This is a genomic window from Desulfosporosinus sp. OT, from assembly GCF_000224515.1.
Classification (GTDB): domain Bacteria; phylum Bacillota; class Desulfitobacteriia; order Desulfitobacteriales; family Desulfitobacteriaceae; genus Desulfosporosinus.
In genome coordinates, this window is record NZ_AGAF01000034.1 from 1 (window position 1) to 19,223 (window position 19,223).

At 37.8% G+C, this 19,223-nt stretch carries 16 protein-coding genes and 1 pseudogene; 6 read left to right on the forward strand and 11 right to left on the reverse strand.

The genetic code is table 11. The features are described from left to right. The first annotated feature begins 144 nt into the window (after positions 1–144). The gene (locus tag DOT_RS02740; protein ID WP_009613857.1) at positions 145–1,284 is read left to right on the forward strand and encodes a beta-ketoacyl-ACP synthase III; all 1,140 of its coding nucleotides are present in this window, start codon (positions 145–147) and stop codon (positions 1,282–1,284) included. A 152-nt stretch (positions 1,285–1,436) separates the two neighbouring features. On the opposite strand, the gene DOT_RS02745 is transcribed toward DOT_RS02740, so the two are convergent. Further along, a complete protein-coding gene (locus DOT_RS02745; RefSeq protein ID WP_040411072.1) occupies positions 1,437–2,258 on the reverse strand; it encodes a DUF3102 domain-containing protein in 822 nt (273 codons plus the stop codon). Between the two features lie 335 nt (positions 2,259–2,593). Between DOT_RS02745 and DOT_RS02750 the strand changes: the two genes are divergently transcribed. Together DOT_RS02750 and DOT_RS02755 are read left to right on the forward strand one after the other, a co-directional pair. Beyond that, complete coding sequence (locus tag DOT_RS02750; RefSeq protein ID WP_009613859.1) at positions 2,594–2,818, forward strand: DUF1659 domain-containing protein; 225 nt, start codon at positions 2,594–2,596, stop codon at positions 2,816–2,818. Positions 2,819–2,854: 36 nt separating this feature from the next. After that, a complete protein-coding gene (locus DOT_RS02755; RefSeq protein ID WP_009613860.1) occupies positions 2,855–3,094 on the forward strand; it encodes a DUF2922 domain-containing protein in 240 nt (79 codons plus the stop codon). A gap of 360 nt (positions 3,095–3,454) precedes the next feature. Here DOT_RS02755 and DOT_RS02760 read toward each other — a convergent pair whose 3' ends face one another. Beyond that, a complete protein-coding gene (locus tag DOT_RS02760; RefSeq protein ID WP_009613862.1) occupies positions 3,455–3,667 on the reverse strand; it encodes a helix-turn-helix transcriptional regulator in 213 nt (70 codons plus the stop codon). A gap of 105 nt (positions 3,668–3,772) precedes the next feature. Between DOT_RS02760 and DOT_RS02765 the strand changes: the two genes are divergently transcribed. Together DOT_RS02765 and DOT_RS02770 are read left to right on the forward strand one after the other, a co-directional pair. After that, positions 3,773–4,156 carry a response regulator gene (locus DOT_RS02765; RefSeq protein WP_009613864.1) on the forward strand — a complete coding sequence of 128 codons (384 nt, stop codon included), beginning with the start codon at positions 3,773–3,775 and terminating at the stop codon, positions 4,154–4,156. Positions 4,157–4,254: 98 nt separating this feature from the next. Further along, the gene (locus DOT_RS02770; protein ID WP_040411070.1) at positions 4,255–4,548 is read left to right on the forward strand and encodes a PhzA/PhzB family protein; all 294 of its coding nucleotides are present in this window, start codon (positions 4,255–4,257) and stop codon (positions 4,546–4,548) included. A 487-nt stretch (positions 4,549–5,035) separates the two neighbouring features. Here the strand turns inward: DOT_RS02770 and DOT_RS02775 are convergent, their stop codons facing one another. The 4 genes from DOT_RS02775 to DOT_RS31575 form a co-directional block, all read right to left on the reverse strand. After that, positions 5,036–5,512 carry a hypothetical protein gene (locus DOT_RS02775; protein WP_009613879.1) on the reverse strand — a complete coding sequence of 159 codons (477 nt, stop codon included), beginning with the start codon at positions 5,510–5,512 and terminating at the stop codon, positions 5,036–5,038. Positions 5,513–5,606: 94 nt separating this feature from the next. Beyond that, complete coding sequence (locus DOT_RS32215) at positions 5,607–5,738, reverse strand: hypothetical protein (RefSeq protein WP_009613880.1); 132 nt, start codon at positions 5,736–5,738, stop codon at positions 5,607–5,609. A gap of 14 nt (positions 5,739–5,752) precedes the next feature. After that, positions 5,753–5,965, reverse strand: coding sequence for a TfoX/Sxy family protein (locus DOT_RS31570; protein ID WP_242833753.1), 213 nt, complete (start codon positions 5,963–5,965; stop codon positions 5,753–5,755). Then, positions 5,944–6,114, reverse strand: coding sequence for a TfoX/Sxy family protein (locus DOT_RS31575; RefSeq protein ID WP_009613882.1), 171 nt, complete (start codon positions 6,112–6,114; stop codon positions 5,944–5,946). Before DOT_RS31575 ends, DOT_RS31570 begins: the two co-directional genes overlap by 22 nt. Before the next feature lie 120 nt (positions 6,115–6,234). Here DOT_RS31575 and DOT_RS02785 point away from each other — a divergent pair, with 120 nt between their 5' ends. Further along, a complete protein-coding gene (locus DOT_RS02785; RefSeq protein ID WP_009613883.1) occupies positions 6,235–6,519 on the forward strand; it encodes a hypothetical protein in 285 nt (94 codons plus the stop codon). Positions 6,520–6,645: 126 nt separating this feature from the next. On the opposite strand, the gene DOT_RS02790 is transcribed toward DOT_RS02785, so the two are convergent. The 5 genes and pseudogenes from DOT_RS02790 to DOT_RS02810 all read right to left on the reverse strand — a co-directional run bounded on the left by DOT_RS02790 (position 6,646) and on the right by DOT_RS02810 (position 18,949). Beyond that, complete coding sequence (locus DOT_RS02790) at positions 6,646–10,971, reverse strand: AAA domain-containing protein (RefSeq protein ID WP_009613884.1); 4,326 nt, start codon at positions 10,969–10,971, stop codon at positions 6,646–6,648. Positions 10,972–11,446: 475 nt separating this feature from the next. After that, positions 11,447–12,007 (reverse strand): hypothetical protein, encoded by a 561-nt coding sequence (locus DOT_RS02795; RefSeq protein WP_157998395.1) that lies wholly within the window; start codon positions 12,005–12,007, stop codon positions 11,447–11,449. Between the two features lie 497 nt (positions 12,008–12,504). Then, positions 12,505–15,513 (reverse strand): annotated as a pseudogene (locus DOT_RS02800) (metallophosphoesterase); the annotation flags it as partial. A 706-nt stretch (positions 15,514–16,219) separates the two neighbouring features. Further along, the gene (locus DOT_RS02805; protein ID WP_040411071.1) at positions 16,220–16,624 is read right to left on the reverse strand and encodes a hypothetical protein; all 405 of its coding nucleotides are present in this window, start codon (positions 16,622–16,624) and stop codon (positions 16,220–16,222) included. 684 nt (positions 16,625–17,308) lie between these two features. Next, on the reverse strand, positions 17,309–18,949 hold the full coding sequence (locus DOT_RS02810) for an IS66 family transposase (RefSeq protein ID WP_009613890.1): 1,641 nt from the start codon (positions 18,947–18,949) through the stop codon (positions 17,309–17,311). Between the last annotated feature and the right edge of the window lie 274 nt (positions 18,950–19,223).

Genomic DNA, 19,223 nt, shown 5'->3' on the forward strand with positions numbered 1-19,223 from the left:
GTAGAATCGAACGAGCTTAAGGTGGGAGTTAAATTGAAAGGAGAATAACCATAAATTGTTTATAATGTCTTGATAACGAGATTCACTACATCCTGAGTTAAATTGGTACCCATGAATATTTTAAAGAAAGGGGTATAGAGAGCTGTGTATAACGTTTATATAAATAAAATTGCGGTTTTTTTGCCTAATCAATCTGTTGGTAATGATGAGATTGAAGATGTTCTAGGCCTAGTAAATGATAAACCATCAAGGGCAAAAGGTATCATTTTACGTAGCAATGGTATAAAAAGCAGGTATTATGTAGTTGATAAAAAAACAAAAGCGATAGTTTTTAATAATGCTCAAATTACTGCGAATGCCATAAGGGTACTGGAGGATGACAATTTTAAACTAGCGGATATAGAATGTTTGGTATGTGGAACGAGTTCTCCCGACCAACTAATGCCAAATCATGCTCTAATGACCCAGGGTGAACTTGGATTAGGCCCGGTAGAAGCAGTTGCTACATCGGGGATTTGCTTGTCAGGAATTACTGCTTTAAATTATGGTTATATGACTGTTTTAGCCGGGCTTAAAAACAATGCAGTAGTAACCGGTTCTGAAGTGTCTTCACTATTGATGATGGCGAAAAATTTTGTGAAAGAATCTGAAATAAATGAACTTAATGTAAATGGAGAGATTGCCTTTCAAAGAGATTTTTTAAGGTGGATGCTTTCTGATGGCGCGGGAGCTGTTTTAATCCAAAATACTCCAAATCATGATAAAATATCTTTGAAAATTGAGTGGATTGATATTATATCTTATGCAGGCGAGATGCCTGTTTGTATGTATAGCGGCGGAAAAATAGAGGATGACAAATTTAAAGGATGGCGGGAATTAGACAATATTGAGAAAGTTATGCAGGAATCAGTGCTTCAAATCTCCCAGGATGTAAAGCTTTTGAATCAATATGTAGTGTATTATACTGTTGAAAAGCCAATTTCTGAAATAAGTAAAAAAAGAAATCTAAAAGAAATTGAAATCGACTATTTTCTTCCACATTATTCCTCTGAATTTTTCAGAGATAAAACATATGAAGCACTTAAACGGGCTGGGTTTGAGATCCCTTATCATAAGTGGTTTACGAACTTGACATATAAAGGGAATACTGGCGCGGCTTCAATTTATATTATTCTTGAAGAATTATTTAACTCAGGCAAATTAAAAAAGGGAGAGAAAATATTATGCTTTGTTCCGGAGAGTGGAAGATTCTCAACATCGTTTATGCTATTTCAAGTTGTATAGAAAATATAATGGGGATGGAGCTATATAACTACTACAGTCGAAATAATTAGAATCGATAGTAATGATGAGGAAGAGCGTCTGGGTGTAGGTCAAATTCGTCAGTACTGACAAATTTGGATTGCCGTCATTAAATGAACATTTGCTATCCTTTGCTAGTTCCCCATTCTCTTCTCCATCGCTTTGATTAAAAAATCATTCACCATTTTTTTATACTCAGCATGCACCTGGGGATCAATCTTTGCCAGCAGATCCATCTCATACATTAGTTCCTTGAACGCTTTGTCCAAGGTCTCGTAGCGAAAAGCGACTTTACCGGTAAGCAGCTTGATTTGGGCAGCAGCAAGCTCGTTGCTTACTCTTTGGTAGCTCTTCAAATTCGAATTTTCTGTGAGCTTCTTATTCTCCATTGCCTTTTTCTCAACATCCTGCTGAAGTTCTTGCTTGGACTTCCGTAAATCACTGGTTTCTTTTTTTAGGTTGTCGCACTCCTTGGCCAGCTGCGTGTTTTTCTCCTTTTCCTCATCCAGGGTTTTCTGGATACCTGCCTTCTCCTGTTGGGACCGTTTCAGATCATTAACCGCCTGCTGCAGCTCGCGGGTTGTTATGCTTTCAATATCTATGTCATTGATGAATTGCGCCCGATCCTCTTCAGGCACCCCCAGAAGAATGAGCGCGTGGGTGTAGCTCAAATTCGGCAGTTCCTGAGCCTGCCCACCGGCACCGCGTAAGGCGAGCTGTTGGCCCCCGTAGGCATCAAAGAGACGCATTAGTTTTTCAGCCCTGTTCTGGGAAAAGCCGACAGACTCTTTCAGCCACTTGCCCCATTCTCCATGCTTAATCATAATCTTGACCTCTGTCAGCCGCCGACCGATTTCGATAAAGTTGTTAAGCACCATTTCTTCGGTCTGGTGTTTAATGATATTAATTTCAGCCGCGATTAAAAGCGGCGTACGCTCCGAGATAATATCCCCCATATTAGACACGGATCCTTTCTCTTCTTTTATCCACATAATATGGGATTATCCCGGCAAGGGTGAGAGCCTTCTCCTTGGCTTGTCCCATAATCTTACGCGCGCACGATTATGGGACAAGCCCGGCCTGATCTGAGATTAACTTTGTATCTTCATAATGAATTCTTCCTTTGATAAATTCCCGAGATCCGCGCCCATCGGGGGCAGCTTATCAGTCTGTCTGATATTATGACAAGCGGGAGGGGTTGTGTCACCTTTGGACAAGCATAATCATAGACTGTATGGACAAGCCGCAATGCAAACGGTCTGTCCATACGGAGGAAAAGGAGGTGAGTAGAATGACGGTCGCAGTGGCACCTTTGAATTCGGTTCTGGTCGTTGTATACCAGGCCGGGCTCACCGCCCTCGGCGCCCCAATAAAAAGACAGAAAAGTCTTAATTACCTGAGGTTCGACGCCGCGGAACAGGCTGTTTTCGATGCAGCCCATGCTTTATTCAACCTGTCCCAGAGTCCGGTGCTCGACGTACTCTATCGGAAGACCTTTGAGCTGGCTGAGGAATAACCGACAGGAAAACCTGATGTACGAGGAGGTAAAACTATGGCCCTTTCAACAAACAAGGTGGTCAGGTTAACGTTTAATACGACAGGCGGCAAAACCTTCGCGATTACGGTTTCCAATCCGAAGGAGAACCTGCAGCTGACTGAGGCCATGGCCGTTATGAATTCGCTTATCGCAAGCGATATATTCTTAACGCCCAGCGGTGCCCTGACAGGAATACGGGATATAAAGGTCATTGATACAACAACTAATGACCTTTATGACCCTCCCGAGGCCTAGCTGTCCCCTTTTAGCATTTTAGGACAGCGTTAATAACTCCCGGTTCAACAGAAAAAGACTGCTGACAACGTCATATTTGTCGGCAGTCTCATCTTCACTTAATTAATCTGATTGTACTTCCGGCCATAACTTTTTGGCAGACATCTTTTATAGCCTTCAGATTTTAAATTTTTAGTTTCCCAATTGGGCTTCCACTGCCATACCTGATATTTCTGAATGGGACCTTCATAATGAATCCTTTTCCCTTTGCGCTTAGCATACTTGCCCGATTTACAACAACATCTACCGGCAAAGATTTTCGGTCACAAATTGCTGTGTGGATTAGACTTACGGCATCGATTTCCCGAACTTCGCGCTCACTCAGCGATAAGGTTTTTTATTTTCTGTAAGCCCGACCAAATAGTCAATGCTGGTTTTGTAAAACCGGGCGAGTTTAATCATGACATTCAGCGGAACATCACGCTCCCCACGCTCATATTTGGAGTATAAAGATTGATCGCACATCAGGTATTGCGCAACTTGCTGTTGGGTTAGATCATGATCTTCTCGAACATCACGTATTTTTAAACGCATTATCATCACCAAAGCAAGTATATCTTAGGACGATTAGTCCTATTGACATATTGGACTATTTGTCCTAAGATTATTCAACAAACGCCTGATGTTGGAGGAGATGTTTTGTTTACTATCGGCATTTGCGATGACAGGCCTTTGTGCCGTCGCTTATTGGTGGCACTAATTCATTTATATGAAGAAGAAAACGATGTTATATTTAATATTTGCGAATTCAGCAGTGGCGAGGAGCTTCTCGAAGAAATAGAAAAGCATGGCTTGGTTTTTGACCTCCTTTTTCTTGATAATAGCATGAAAAAGCTGACTGGTCTTGAAACCGCCAAACTGATACGGCAATCCGAGTCCACGTCAGCGTGCAGTATAGTATTTGTGACATCTGCAGATGATCACGATCAATTCATGCAGGTCAAACCTTTACAGGTCATATGCAAACCCTGTACCCAGGAACGCATTGAAACTGTTTTAGAGAAAGTTCTGTTCAAGCCCTAATTCAATTGAAATGATGCTTTGGTGTACTCGAATTACCTTTTCCTCCACATAAATCCAAAAGAAAAATTCAGAGGCAAGAGAATATCCACGCTTATCTTGTGGCAGTGGCAAATTTCCCTTTACGACCAATAGCCTATAAAACGCTGACTATATATGAGACAACCGATCCTACAGTTATCATCGCCGAGTATGATTTGTCTGGCGAGGTTGACACTACCGGAGTGCCTTATCAGTTGAGGTATGTTCAAATATTTGAAATTCATAATGGCGAAATTGTAACTTTGCGCGATTATCGAAATCCCCTCGGCTCTTTCGAAATGCTAAACCGTTGCCGAACTTCTGGCTATGCTCACGCAGCAGTAACCGGTGTTATTTTAATCCCTGGTAGGTAAATAAACAACACACCTGCTGAACAAGTGGATTTAACATGGCTAGTGAAACTCGCGTTAAAGGCTGAAGCCTTCTGAAAAGTCCATTAGCCAGGGGGAGAAGATATATTTTGATAATATGTATACCATTCTGGCAATTCGTTTCTAATGAGATCTACGAAATCAGTTTTATATTACTAAAGCATTAAAACGGATCAACCTCAACGGAGTATCCAAAGAACGAACTTCCACGAAATTCACTCTCGTTTATGACGAAAAAAGGTATCCTCCAAAATATGTGATTTCAATCGCTAACATTTTTGCCAATGGAAATGAACTTAACCCAGCTTTATTTAGTGGTGGAGACGAAACAAATAGATATTTGATCCGTTCTTTGGAAATGTTATTGGGGATCATTTAATTACTCCTTGTCAGCTTGGGTTAATATTTAACTCACCAGGGAATTGTCTACCTCAATTAAAATTATACCTTTCGATATAGTTCATGTGGATTAACTAAAACATCCGTTTAAACACTGACTCACGATCCTCTTCTTTTTCAAATCGCCGCGCAAAGGGTGAGAAAACACCTTATAAAAAGCCTTACCCTCGCAAAACGGACAAGTGAATTCACCCTCTTCTTGACCTTGCTCGAGGAATTTAACTTCAAGATTAAGGACTTTTGTTAAGTTATTAAGTTCGTCTTGTATGTCGGACGTTTTGTGTGGCAACAAATCAATAGGACTCGCCAGACCCCTTCTGTTATTATCCAGATATTTAACAATAACCCCTGCTGGTGCAAAATTATCGGTAAAACCTAGTACTTCAACAATTCGCCCTTCATTTTGTCGATCTTGTTTTCTCATTGGTTTAAGAGGGGCAAGACAATATATCCTTCCGACTTCAATCTTGATTTGAACATATTTCTCATCTATACGTCTATTAACAATCGTTGAATCTTCTGAAACTATCTTCATACGATACGGCACTTTTTGTTTACCCCTTTCTGTATTAAAATTCTACGCTCATCTATATAATTCTTTATCATTTCCCATATTCCTCCATAGAATAAAAAAAGACGCCTTATTCTGCGTCAAAATCATTGTTCAGACCGTCAATGGTTAGCATAAACTCATCCAGCACGTCTCTCAACAGCTTCAGTACCCCTTTAATAAACCGGTTTCGCCTTCCCTTATCTCGGAATGATCCGGGCAACCGTGGCCAATAACTTAATAAATCTCCATGGCTTTCGTAGGTTTTTGCCTTTTAGACTTATTTCTAGATGCAAATAAAGCTTTCTTAGCCCATTCCGCTAACTTTTCTCTGTTTTCCAAAATATCAACAGGAACTTCATAATAGGGCATTACCATAGGTTTGTGATCAAATGGTTGGAATGGTTTAATCACTGCTCTTTTATAATCTAATTTGTTGGAGTCATCCACCTTAAAATAAGGACGTCATCGGCTAGTAATCCGAAAATCAAACCGTCATGGTAAATACCAGCGCCGCCAAACATCTTTTTGACTGTAACAAAACCCAACTCTACAAGTTGGTCTACTACATATTCTTTGAAACTTTCGCTAACCGCCATATTGTTACTCCATTTAAACAAATTGACAAAACGATTAGGGCAGATTGCTGTCATATAAAGCAGGAAATATGTCCCATCTCAGCGAATTACCAATAAATTATTCTATCCCGGAGGTTCCATATGATAATTCGCAGTATTAAGCTTGTTACTGACAACCCTCATAAACTTCATTTTCATGTTATCACAACACCTGCCAATTACGCTACCGTAGCTTTTGACGGGTGTATAATTGAAGTTTTCGAAGGTGAGATTCCTTCCAAAGAACTAGACGACCTAGAGATGGCGATTAGATCATGCGCATCAATATTGCCTGATATTTTTACACCGTTTTCTGAACTGAGCAAAGAGCAACTGGACGCTATTGCTAAGGCCATAAACAAACGGTTATTGTATCAGTTTATCTGATGAGATAATTTAGGTTTAGTCTATTGAGAAGATCACTTAACTGCTAACAGTTCCTCTTTAGTAAGCGCACTACGCATTTCATCATCTTAGAATGAGCTGGGTATCATTCTCAAATATCATAATTGTTCACTTTGCAATAAGCGAATCCACACTTTGGAATCTTGCCTCAATACCCATAGCTTCTAGCTTATCCCAAAGTGACCTCATTGCATTTTCTGGGTTACTATAAAAAACACTCCCCCTTACACGCCAAAATACCCACCCAATTCTTTCAAGCAACCTCTGTCTTTCCTGGTCTGCTTCCCATTGTTCTGGTCCATGCCACTTGTCTCCATCACATTCGACTGCTAATCGATTACGAAGTCCTTCAACCACTAAGTCGATACGTTTATTATACTTTCCAACTTTTACTTGTGGGCGTACAGCATAACCTCTCGCGATGATTAATTTAAATACATCTCTTTCAAAGTCTGATTCGAAAAGATCATCAACCTTTTCGGTTTCGAGTTGTGTTCTTTTGGGATCTAAACAGTAGCCTAGCAATTTTGCCCTCATACAATTGGGATTTAAGTCCTCTATATCTACTGAGTGAAAAAGCCACATTTGGTCACGAGCGCGACTGGCGGCAACATTAAATCTCTTCTCATCAGCAGCTTTAACCAGAGCACCAATTCTAGTATTATTTGCAGCTACCATTGACAAAAAGATTACATCTCGCTCGTCTCCTTGGAATGAGTAGGCTTCCCCGCAAATTAATTTCCGGTTGATAAGCTCACTATCACCAAGCTTTTCCCTCAATTTTTCTTGGATTACTATGGCTTGTTGACGGCCTTGAAGAGATATAACGCCCATACTTTTTTCCTTATACTCGGGTAACCCACAACATTCTATCACTTTATCTACTAGTGCTTCTGCTTCGGGATAATTTAGAGCAGCGGTGCTTTCTTCTCGGAATCCGTCTGAAACTCTAACCGCTAGGATAGGTGGGCTAAGTATTTCGTTCGTTTCTGGCAATCTTAAAGGTTCAATATCTCCTCCGTAGAACTGGTCGTTACTAAATTGGATTATTTCCGGAATACTCCTAAAATGCTCTTTTAACATTAAATTTCCAGGGAAAATCCTCAATGCGGTATCGTACAAACTGGTCTGCATATCGTAACGCTCTTTCTGGGGGATATCAGTTAGATACCTTGCTATTAATTTGTTAACATCAGTCTGATCTTTCCCAACACTTTCCGGACTAATTTGTTTATCATCACCTACTATTACTGCTTTTCGCGACCTAAATAGAGTTACGAGAGCAAATAGGTCACATTGACTGGCCTCATCAACTATTACGACATCAAATAGGTCATCAGATACACTAAAGTTTTCAATTACTTTATGTACTGGCATTATCCACACTGGAATTGCCAAACGACATTTTTCCATTTCCTTTTTAGCATCGAGCCGATGTTTGTCGGCATACTTACCCGTTCCTTTACCAACACGCCTAATGGCTTGAATCCAAGCATAAAGACTACGTTTTTGTGTTTCCGTGGTTCGCTCTATTTGTCGTACCCAAGTGGATTTAGAAATGATTTCTTTTAATATATTTGCCTCATTTCGTTCTTCTTCAGAAATTAATCGTTGAAGTTCTTCGGGGTTATTATTTTGTTTTAATGTTTTTAAGAAATTGCTTCCTTGTGCCCATGTCCATGCATCGATCCAATCTTTAGGAGGAACCAATGGTTCACCGTTGCCACCATCTGAAATAGTCTGAGCCACCCAACGTGGTACTGTTCTCGATAGTTCTTTACTTATTACATCAAATTCTCTATATAAGGGTTCAAGAGAGGCTAACCTATTCAATTCAGAAACAGTCATATCCCAGAGGCTAGAATTACGCGTATCTAAAGCTCGGATAAGATCATTCCATAACCGGTGTGCAGCATTTTGTGAAGACCCAGAGATCAAGTAAGATCTTAGTGTTTCAACTTCCCTTTGAATAGCTTCCAATCGTTGTCTGTTTTGTATAGCCTCAAATCCCTTTTTAACCTGAGTCAATGCTCTTTCATCTTTAATATTAATCTTCTCTAGTATTCCAAAATGAGAAAGTATTGGTCTAACTGGTTTAACTATAGTCTCATGCCATTTGAGTGCATCTTCGATTGATCTAAGATGTCTTTCAATAACAGCCAAAACCCTCGGCGTATTAATAGCAAGGATCTCACCTTTTACTTCTGATATAGCTGAATTCCATCTATTCACTAGTTTTTGTGTTTTTTCAATTTTGGTAATATGTTGTATAAAGATTTCTACATTTCCAACTGTTCTTACTGCAGAATTATTTACTTTGCAAGTATCTAAAATGTATTTGTATTTACGACCGGTGACTTTTGTGAATATCCAGCTCAGGTTAGTATTTTTATTTAGATGTTCTCGCAATGCTTCAAAATCGGCTAATAAAACTGAAAGATCCTTTTCAGGCATCTCAACTACATATTCAGATAATGAGCGATTAAGAGGGTTAAGCTCTTTTAAAAGCTTTTCACAGTCGATTTTAAATTCAATCCATGAGTTTCGAGATAGTTCGTTATCCGTTATCTCCTCAAAAATAGGCTTTAACCAGGGAACATTAAAAACTTGTAATTTTTGTATTGCTAAATCTAAATGCTCAATCCATTTATTTACCTCTAACAACGGATCACTATGAAGGTGCCAACCATTAATATAACTTTTACTCATTTCTACGATCTTTTCTTTTTGGTTAATGGCATCTATTAGTATTTTGAATTCATAACTACTCGGTAATTTAGATGTAATAGGGCGCGAGAATCTTAATGATTCGATATCGTTCCTTTTTAGTAAACCAGCAAATTTAAAAAATGCAGATACTTTTTCATGACTTGGTTGAGACGAATTAAAGTCGATTGAATCTGGTAACCAACCGTGTCTTTCCTCATTTTCTTTAATCCATTTTGCGATTTCTAAAGGTGTTTGTTCAGCACCTTTAAAATTTACAGTCATATGCTCATTTTCGGCGGCTTTTCGTTGATTATAACGCAACTCAGCTACTTTTGCCCGGGTATCCCTTAAAATTGCCTTATCTTGATCAATCTCTTTATTTAGAGTTTCAACATCAATTGATAGATTCTCTGAGATTACTCTTATTGACTGTTCAACCTCTTTTATTGAGTCTAAATCACCGCCAGTTACACTCACACATAATGGTCTAATTTCTTCAGGTATCTTATCAGCTAACACTCTTAATGCACGTTCGGTGTGACTAGTTACTAAAACCCGTTTACCATGTGCTAATAGATGCGAAACTAAATTAGCTATTGTATGACTTTTTCCAGTTCCGGGCGGTCCTTGCACTGTAACTCCATAATTAGCAGCAAGACGTTGAACGATTTCTTTTTGTTCATTATTTGCGGGAAGGGGAAATAGTATCTCCTCCCCAACTTTACGCCAGTTAACTTGTTCTTGTGCTTGAGCCTCAGATAAAACCGAATTAAGGTTTTCTTCTGTCACTAACGAAATAATCGGAGCTGGTATGGAACAACCGTCATCAATTGCTTTAATAATGTTTTTTAATTCCGTCTGCCACTGTCTTCCCGATCTTTTCCTAAGAAATAGGACAGGACAATCATAAATTATTGGTGAATCAGAAATCTTCACTGCCTCTCTAGGCACGGAAAAATAAGTTTTACCAGATGGGCTTAGAATATTAACTATTTGCTTACTCAATGGTTCTAACGTTGTTTTGTCTCGGGGATCTATGCCTACTTCCTGAATACCTTTATCAATCTTATTAATCATGTCAATATTGGGTAACTCAATACCCGCTAACATATCAATTTCTAAAGCTGTCGGTTTCCCATTTGGAACTATTTCAAATGAACCTTGCTTGGAGTTAAAAACCAGTTCCATGTGCGTTACAAATAAAGGTCTTTTGACCCTTTCACCATTTGAATGCCAGGTTAAAAGACCATGACCCCAAGCTAATTCTATAGTTTCACTTTCGCTTTGAAACGTTTGATATAAAGCAAAAAATTCGCCATATATTTTTTGAATCAAATATTTTGGCATTATATCTATACTCCAAGAATCCCATTTGACAAGCCATTTTTCCCAAGTTTCAACTCTTTCAGTTGAATCTGTAAACAGATTCCCTTCAATATCCATAATTTCCTTTGTTACTGGTTTAGTAGTTGGATTTTTAGGGTTCCAAATTATCCAGTTCTCTAAAATTTGAGGTAAAACAGGTGGGAGATCTATGTTTTGCTTATGTACCTCAAGCCATGCTTCTGGATTCTTCCCACTTCCGAAGAGATAACAACCTTCAATGTTAGGTATTTCGTCCTCCCACCACAATGAAATGTATTTATTAACGTCTCTATCCACAGGTATTGTAAGGCTTTTAACCGCAAGAAGATACTGAAATACTTTTTTTACTTTGTCAATCATCCCTTGTCATCATCCCTTGTACATTACTTCTCTTAAATTATACTCATCATATTTTAAGAATTGCCTGGCATACTTTGCCAATCCTTAAAACTAGTAACTTTCTATAGTAATACAAAAACTTTGTATCTTTTATACGATTTTAAGAGTGTCGGTAGCCTGAAGTTTTTCAAGTTCCTTGCATTTTACGATATTACCGTTCTTTCTTTTTGAATCCTGTATAGACCAATTCTTAGCTGCCATTACGCTAACCTACTTTCTAATAATTAGCACGTCTATACATTATTCTTGGTTTGATGTTAAATCCCTCCAACTTTATTCTAATAGTTGCCAAACAAAAAGACGCTTATTCGCGGCGGATGATACCTAAATCATATGAGTGAGGCTTACTCAAAAGGAATACGTCAAATGAGTCACTTTCCCCGTAAGATTGAAGCATCAGACTTAGAATCTCAATAATGAGCCTAACCCCAGTGGTCTACCTACATAATTCAACCCCAAAAACTGTCCCATAACCGAAATCTATCAAAATGAACCGGAAAGGAAACAACTTTAATTCAAAGAATCTGGTCTTTACAATGGGGTGCGGTATATACTCTACCACCATATGTATAATAGTATTTTGGATTATGATACAAATAACAATCGCTGTCTTTTTTTTCGCTTGTTTCCACAGTGATGGAACGCCTTCAGGTTCATACCACTTGCACAGAAAAATACTTAACATTAATAGAACAAGTCCAATAGCAAAGAAATATATAGGCAGATTCTTAAAAATTAAACAATATAATATCAAACTGAATGCACCCGCAAAAAGTATAAATCCTAAAATTATGCCTATATATTCTTTGAGCACTGGAGCAATTACAGCCTCCTTAACTTGTTCTTCAGACAATACCCTTCGATTATCAATCTCAGTTACAGCAAACTTAAGATCACATATCTTATATACACTAAATCCTTTAAATTTTGCACAAGGATAATTTTTAAATTGCTTCTCGCCTTCACTAATATTGATATCTTTCGTTTTACAACCCAATACAATATAAGGTTGATATTGACTTTGAAACCCAGCGATCTTTCTAGCATGGCTAAGTTCATGGTAAAGTAACCTGTAGAACTCAAACTTTTTACATAGTCTAAAATTCTTTGTGAATATATATAGAGGCCCAAAGTATAACATTATGAATCCATTCGCCCACCCATTCCTAAATTAGGGGAAGGGTGTACTGGCAAAGTAAAGAAATTATTGCATTACGGTATTTGTTCTGCGTGGTCGTAGGGGGAAATGATTTGACAAATGACAATAGCATTACAATCTATTAGACTAAATTCAAAGGAGCTGTGATCATGGAATAACTGTTAAAAGAAGTTAGATAGTCCGCATCAGCCTTAAGCAGGCAACAATAACCGTCACAGTGACCTCTACAAGCCACCTTGAAGCACTGGAATTATCAGTTCAAAAAGAGCCGAAAGCGATTATCAGTGTGAAGGTCGAATTGTTTTATTGCAACCCAAGTGACTTGAGTTCATAAATTAAACAGACTCTTCCTTTAATTCTTGCTGGAATGTATCTCTCTTAAGTCTATAATCTTCAATAATTTTACTTCTATTTCTATTCTTTATAACGTATTGTGGTTCAATATTAGATTTCTTTGTATCTAGAATCAAACTAGTCATAATGTCTTCAAAGATTTTATCAGAATACTCGCTCTCGGATCGTAAATAATAGTATGCTAGTAGCTTTAAAAGAACAATATCCCGACTATAATTCCTTCTAATATTTTTAGTTAAGGAACGAAGTGAACTAAAATAGTCTTCCCCTTTTAGGTCTGAATACATCGAAACTATCAGTATTTTCTCCAAATCAGTTACACCCTTGTTCTCTAACTCAATTGCCATCTTTTCTTGAATAACGACAAGCAATTTTGCCGTTCCCATAAACATAACTGTAGCTTGTTGTAATCCCAAAGGAAAAAAGTTACAGAATACTCTTAATGTTTGATTATTAGTGTCATTTTTTTGCAAATAATCCTCAAGAAGGGTTTTATAAATAACTCCAAAACCCATTGCACATTTCAAGATATCATTAAATGCGCTCGATTTGAGATTTTCTATTTCCGTTTCCTCTGTATTTTTTAGCACCTTAGCTGCAATTATCCATGCGGTTTCTAGTTCTTGTAAAGGAGTCATTTTTTCTTTTTTTTCAATGCCTGTCTCATGATCGACGCTTTCGAGCATCTCGTCATGCATTTTGTCTAAATCTTCATTAGTTGGTTTTTTTCTTTCCGTCAGTTTCTTTATAAAACCTCGGTCTAAACTGCTGGCTATAGAACTTCTAGTTTCAAAAAAAGTATCAAAACTATATTCCAATGCCTCAATTTTAGAAATAATTTCGCTAAATTTATTATGTGCTCTTTTTACAAGTAACTGTAAAATTTCTGCTTGATCTCGTTTTAGCCCTGTATAATAATCAAGCTCATCCCCGAAATTTAAATAGTTACAATCTTCTAAAACAAATTCTTTAAAACCAGGCTCATAATCTATATTTTTCATCAAAAAGTATTTAAAGAAACAATTAAAACGAAATCTTATGAATCTCTGGCCTTTATGAACAAAAACCAAGAAAATTCCTTTTTTCAGGAAATCAAATAATACCTCTTCTCCTTTTACAATTGAACCAAATTTCTTCTTTTTAATACTCTCAAAGATTAGACCGCTTAGTTCGTCATACGATAGTGAATAATCTTTTTCGTTTTTCTGAAACATATTATAAGCTATTTTAGCCAATAATCTTTCTTTATTTGTAAAATCGAAAGTCTCCGATAATATCTCCTTACTTGAAAGTTTATCCAATAAAGTCTCAATAAAATTTTGTACCATGGTTGCATTATTTATAGGTTTATAATTTTTTCCCTGTTGTTCAAATATCCACAGAAACATTGAAACTGCTAAGGGAGTTCTAGGTATATTAAGGGTCATAAAAAAGCGAAGTAGCTTTTCAAGCTTTTCTTTATTATCATAATCTTTATTACCATTAAACCACTTATTCATTAATTGTCGGATATGACCTGCACTAAACTCACGAATGTATGCATATTTGAACTTTGCCAAAAATGGGTAGTCCAATAGCTCCGGAATTAATTTTCCTTCAATTACATACGAAGATGTCGCAATAATTTGCACTAAATTGTAGTCCTCTAGAAATTTTTGAAGTTGAATGAGGAAAGACTTAGAAGCTCTATCAATATTGTCGACCAAAATACATAACTTATTACTATGTAAAAATTCAGATACAGCAGTTATTGGTATACCCAGGAACAAAGCTATACCAGTTTCTATTCTTGAATGGGAAAACGAATCACAATCGAAATAAACTGGGATTTTGCGGTACTGAATAATATTTAATGTAAGTTCAATCAACATTCTATCTAATAGAACAGTTTTGCCCGCTTCTTTGGTACCAAGTATTAAAAAGCTTTCATCACTAGAGCAAAAATCATTCAATTTATAAGTAATTTGCTTACTTTTCTCTTCCATCGGATTATCAACAATTTTAGGGAGAACAAACATTTCACTCAAGATTTTAGGGGCATTGGTATTAGTAGTTGAGCTAATTAAATGTTCGTTCAGAATATCAAAATAATTATCTTGTATCTTGGTGACTAACTCTGTCGTAAAAGCTGTCTTTGCAAGTTGATCTTTACTGGGAATTTCAAAAGTCATTACTCCTTGGTCATTACCCAAGTCAGTATTAGGATCGTAAGACTCTTTATTATGAGAGTACCGCCTATGATTTACTGTAATCAAGTTATTGTCGATATCTATTATCGAATACCCGTTCGAATAAATCCCATTATTAAATCTAAAATCGCAAGACCAGTTAGCAGGTGCCATGGATAAAAACAATTTACCTTGCATAGATGTTTGTGTCCAGGAACTACCTCTATGATTGTGCCCGCAAAAAAGTAAATCATAATCTTTCTGAATTAGAGAAGAAATAGTGGTTAGTTCGAATGGGCTAAACCAGTCCAATGGGTGATGGATGAGCCCGATTTTTATATCTGTACCTTCAATAATAGGCCTAGCTCTTGTTATTTGCCTTTCACCTAATATGATTTTTCCTTTATCCTTTGTACTATCGAAGCATCTCCATACGGAATTAAAGCAGGTAACTCCTATAGAAAAACCCTTTAATGCAATTTTAAAGGTAGAATTGTAAACGGTTATATCTTTATTACTGAGATATTTCGAGTAGTATGCCCTCTCAAAATCTTTAAATGGTACAATTCTTGCGATACCAAGCATTTTTCCAGAGTCAATGTGATCGTTTACCTTTTCGATGGAGCTTAATTTCATATTTAGTCCATTTTCAATAATCTCATCGTCAGCCGATTTGTCAATATCATGATTACCGGGAGCAAAAAACATCCGTTCTTTTGGAAAGTTAATTCTATCGCAAATTCCATCAACAAATATCTCCTCAAAATTTAATAACGCTAAATCGATTGCGCCGAAGCTTGTACCCCCCTTGTCAATTAAATCACCTGTAAAAAAATAAGATCAATTTCCTTTTCCTCGTTGAAACTTTCTAAGTCGTTTAAAAGGGCTTTAAGAATAAATTCCTTAGTATCATATAAACTGTCTGCATTGAGATGTATGTCAGACAAATGCACAATTCTTAACATTTTTCTCGCTTCCCTTTCCTGCATAATCGTGGTTCAAATTATTCTTCTCTAACATTCAACACTTTTCCTGAATATTCCTGCATTAATTACAAAAATTAGAAAACAAATAGACCAGAGCGTTATAAAAACGTTCTGATCTTGCGGAATTCATTATAAATTCAACTCAAATCAAATTCACCAATAAATCTTTTACACGTAACTTCTTGTCGCATCAAGTAAGGTGAGGATCTTCAACTTTTTGTTATTACTTACTCCCTACCATTTATACACATACATCTCATGACACTCATACAAGCATCAAATCATATGTCAACAGGCAAAGTCGTTTCTAGTGATTTAGAGATTCACCCCTCAGAACATGCCTTAACATCCATAGTTCATCTTAACCAAGCAACGCTACTACCTTCCCCATCTTCGAATGATCCGGCGACCATTCATGAATATTATGCTTAGCAAAAGACACCTCAAACAAGTGATTCCTAGGTTGCTTCGGCAAACCTAGTGCATATCATTATAGTATAGTAGGGCTATACCTATATTCAACTTTCAATAGCCCTTGGCTTTTATTTTGTTACTGCTATTTTACAACGATCCATTTCTTTGTACCCTTTAAGATTGTTTTTTATTGTGATGTCCCCAGCAGATACATTATGAGCAAGTCCAGCGTAATGTTTGCAGACACCTGAACCAGAGAAGGTAGTTCCTTCACCTTCAGGCTTGACGCAGTACTTGCATAACTTGCATAACCCCAGGCAACGACACCTAAATACAGATATGCTAGCGCGGTAACTTTGCATATCTGTCATAATGTATTGCGGTAAGCTGTCTTCCCCTGCAATATTTATTAACTTGTCGTCAGTGTATGTTACTACAACTGACGCTGGATATTGCTTGTATGCTAACCAGAATTCTACGATATTACCGTTCTTTCTTTTTGAATCCTGTATAGACCAATTCTTTGCCGCCATTACGCTAACCAACTTTCTTAAAAATCGGCTCGTCTATACATTATTCTTGGTTTGATGTTAAATTCCTCCAATTTCATAAGGTTAATTTTGCCCTAAAAGGCCGCTGATTCTTCTGCGGTTTTTCTCCGTACAGTCAGCTAAAGTTTTTCTACTAAACTCTATGATAGATACTCAACCCACCTTAAAACACATACCTTTCTTCAGCTTTTCTTTGGTTAGTGCCAGCCCCCTGTTCCCTCATTGGAATGGCCTGTTTCTTCCGTAGCGGATACTGTTTTGGTTTCTGCACCGATTCTTGGAGGATTGTATCACAACTACAAGAAACAAGCATCTTGATTTTTTTATCATAAAACGAATTGAATTGGTTCCGCTAAATCATTTTTTTTGCTATGCGCAAATGTAGCTAGATCTGAATTCTAATGCCGGAACGCCCTTTTATTATTGGTGATTATTGGGGTTACTTTGACAATCTGTCAGGGTTTTTAATGGTTATTTTATCTTGATTTGCCATTATTCTTGCTCCCGATGATATTTTTGAAAGCGACAGGGAACAACCAATTGCCGAAGCAGATATTTAGTTACGACTTGTATTCCTTCATTTCTGTGTTTGGATATAAAAAACGTAAACGGTAAATAGTGCGTCATAGAGTAAACAAAAACCGTCAAATGACGGTTCGTTGTGAATTATAGATTAGTCTGTTTTTTGCATTCCGCTGGTAGCTTATCTGACCAAGGCAACAAATCTTCAAGAAAAGATAGGTTATTATCATCTTCATGCTTGGGGATCTCACTCAGAAGATGTTTGAAGTACTGATACGGCTTAAGATTATTGGCCTTTGCAGTCTCAGCAATGCTGTAGGCGATGGCACTCGCTTTTGCACCATGGATTGTGTCAATTAAGTGCCAGTTATGTTTGCCAATGCAAAAGCCTCTTATCACGGATTCTGTAGCATTGTTATCAAGTGGTACATCCCCATGATCCAGAAATACCTTCAAATAGCGCTCTTGATTAAGGCAGTATAAAAGACCTTTGCCTGTTTCAGATTTTTCAGGAACTTCATTAATATGTGATCTTGCCCACTCAAAGAAGGCCTCCACCTGAGGCTTCACGATGAGATGTCTTTGCCGTACACGATCCTCATTTGAGTACTCTGAAAGGTCGTTGTCAAGTTTATAGATGGCTGCTATCTGCTTTAAAGCCTCATAGGCTAGGGTGCCTTTGGCTATTTCTTCACCTTGGGCTTTCACAACCGCTGCAAAGCGCCTCCGACCATGACTCCAGCAACCTGCAACCGTCAGATTTTCACGTTCACTTTCCAGCGTGTGATAAACCTGATATCCGTCTGTCACGAGTACCCCAGAGTAATCCTTTAAGAACGCTCTGGGATGGTCTGCTTTTCTGGTTCGCTGGTATTCATACAAGATGATCGGTTGCTTATCGTACATTTTGCCCGTGCGATAAACCCACATATAACTTTTGCTTCCTGCAGCTCTTCCATCTTTACTCACTTCTACAGGCGTTTCATCTGCTTGTAGAACAGGACTCTCAAGCAACTCCTGATGCATTCTATCATAAAGCAAAGAAAGATAACGTTCGCTACACTGGATTGTCCAGTTCGCCATGTTTTGCCTAGAAATGTTCACATCATGTCGCTTAAATTCTTGCTCCATACGATATAAAGGGAGTGCATTCACATACTTGTTATTATAGATCGCCGCCTGTAGCGACGGCGTTACGATGCTGTTTCTAAGAAGATCTTTATCGCGTTTCGCACGCACAATGGTCTGATTATCTGAGCCACAATAAACAGCGACGTGGTGTTCTTCCACTTCAAAAGTCGCTGGATGAAAAGCAAGTCTTTTATAAACTTCGTCTGGTAGCCTACGCCATTTGTCACCAAAGATCTCTTTTAGTTCAAGTTCACTCATTTCATGATGGAGGACCTTGATCGGTAAGTCTTTAAGATCTGCTTCGCGTTTTCCCTTTTGCTTTTTGCGCTTAGTCGGTTTTGAATAAACCTCGTCTAGCTCAGGCTCAGTGATCGATTCGTTAGCGTCAATAATGGCTTCAGCTTCGTTGAAGTAAAGTTCCATTTGACCCTCTAAAACGATCTTTTCACTTGATCTGCCAAAACGTCGTTGATTGGCCAGGGCGACTTGTTCCAGTAACAAATCGATCTTTTTGTTAAGGGCATTCATCTGTTCCTGCTGCATGTCACTGGTTTTCTTTAAGGATTCTGTGATTTCCTGAAGTGACATGTACATGGTTACGATGGTTTCCTTACTATAGTCAGTTAGTTGTTTTTCGGTCAATTTTTTCTCCATGATTCTACTTTATCACACGGAAGATGCAGCGTACAGAAGGAATGAGCTTGCTTTTGAAATTGTGGAAAAGTTTAAAATTTGCCATTTTAAAATCGTCTTATCCACAGGCATTTTGGCTAAATTGCGCGTTTTGGAGACGATTGATGAACCTTTTTCTTGGGGTCAAGTGTGAGACCTTCTGTCAACCAACGAAATTGTTGTAAGGTAATGTTTCGAGCAGCTTCTTCAGTACGTGGCCACTGGAATTGTCCGTTCTCAAGACGTTTATAGAGCA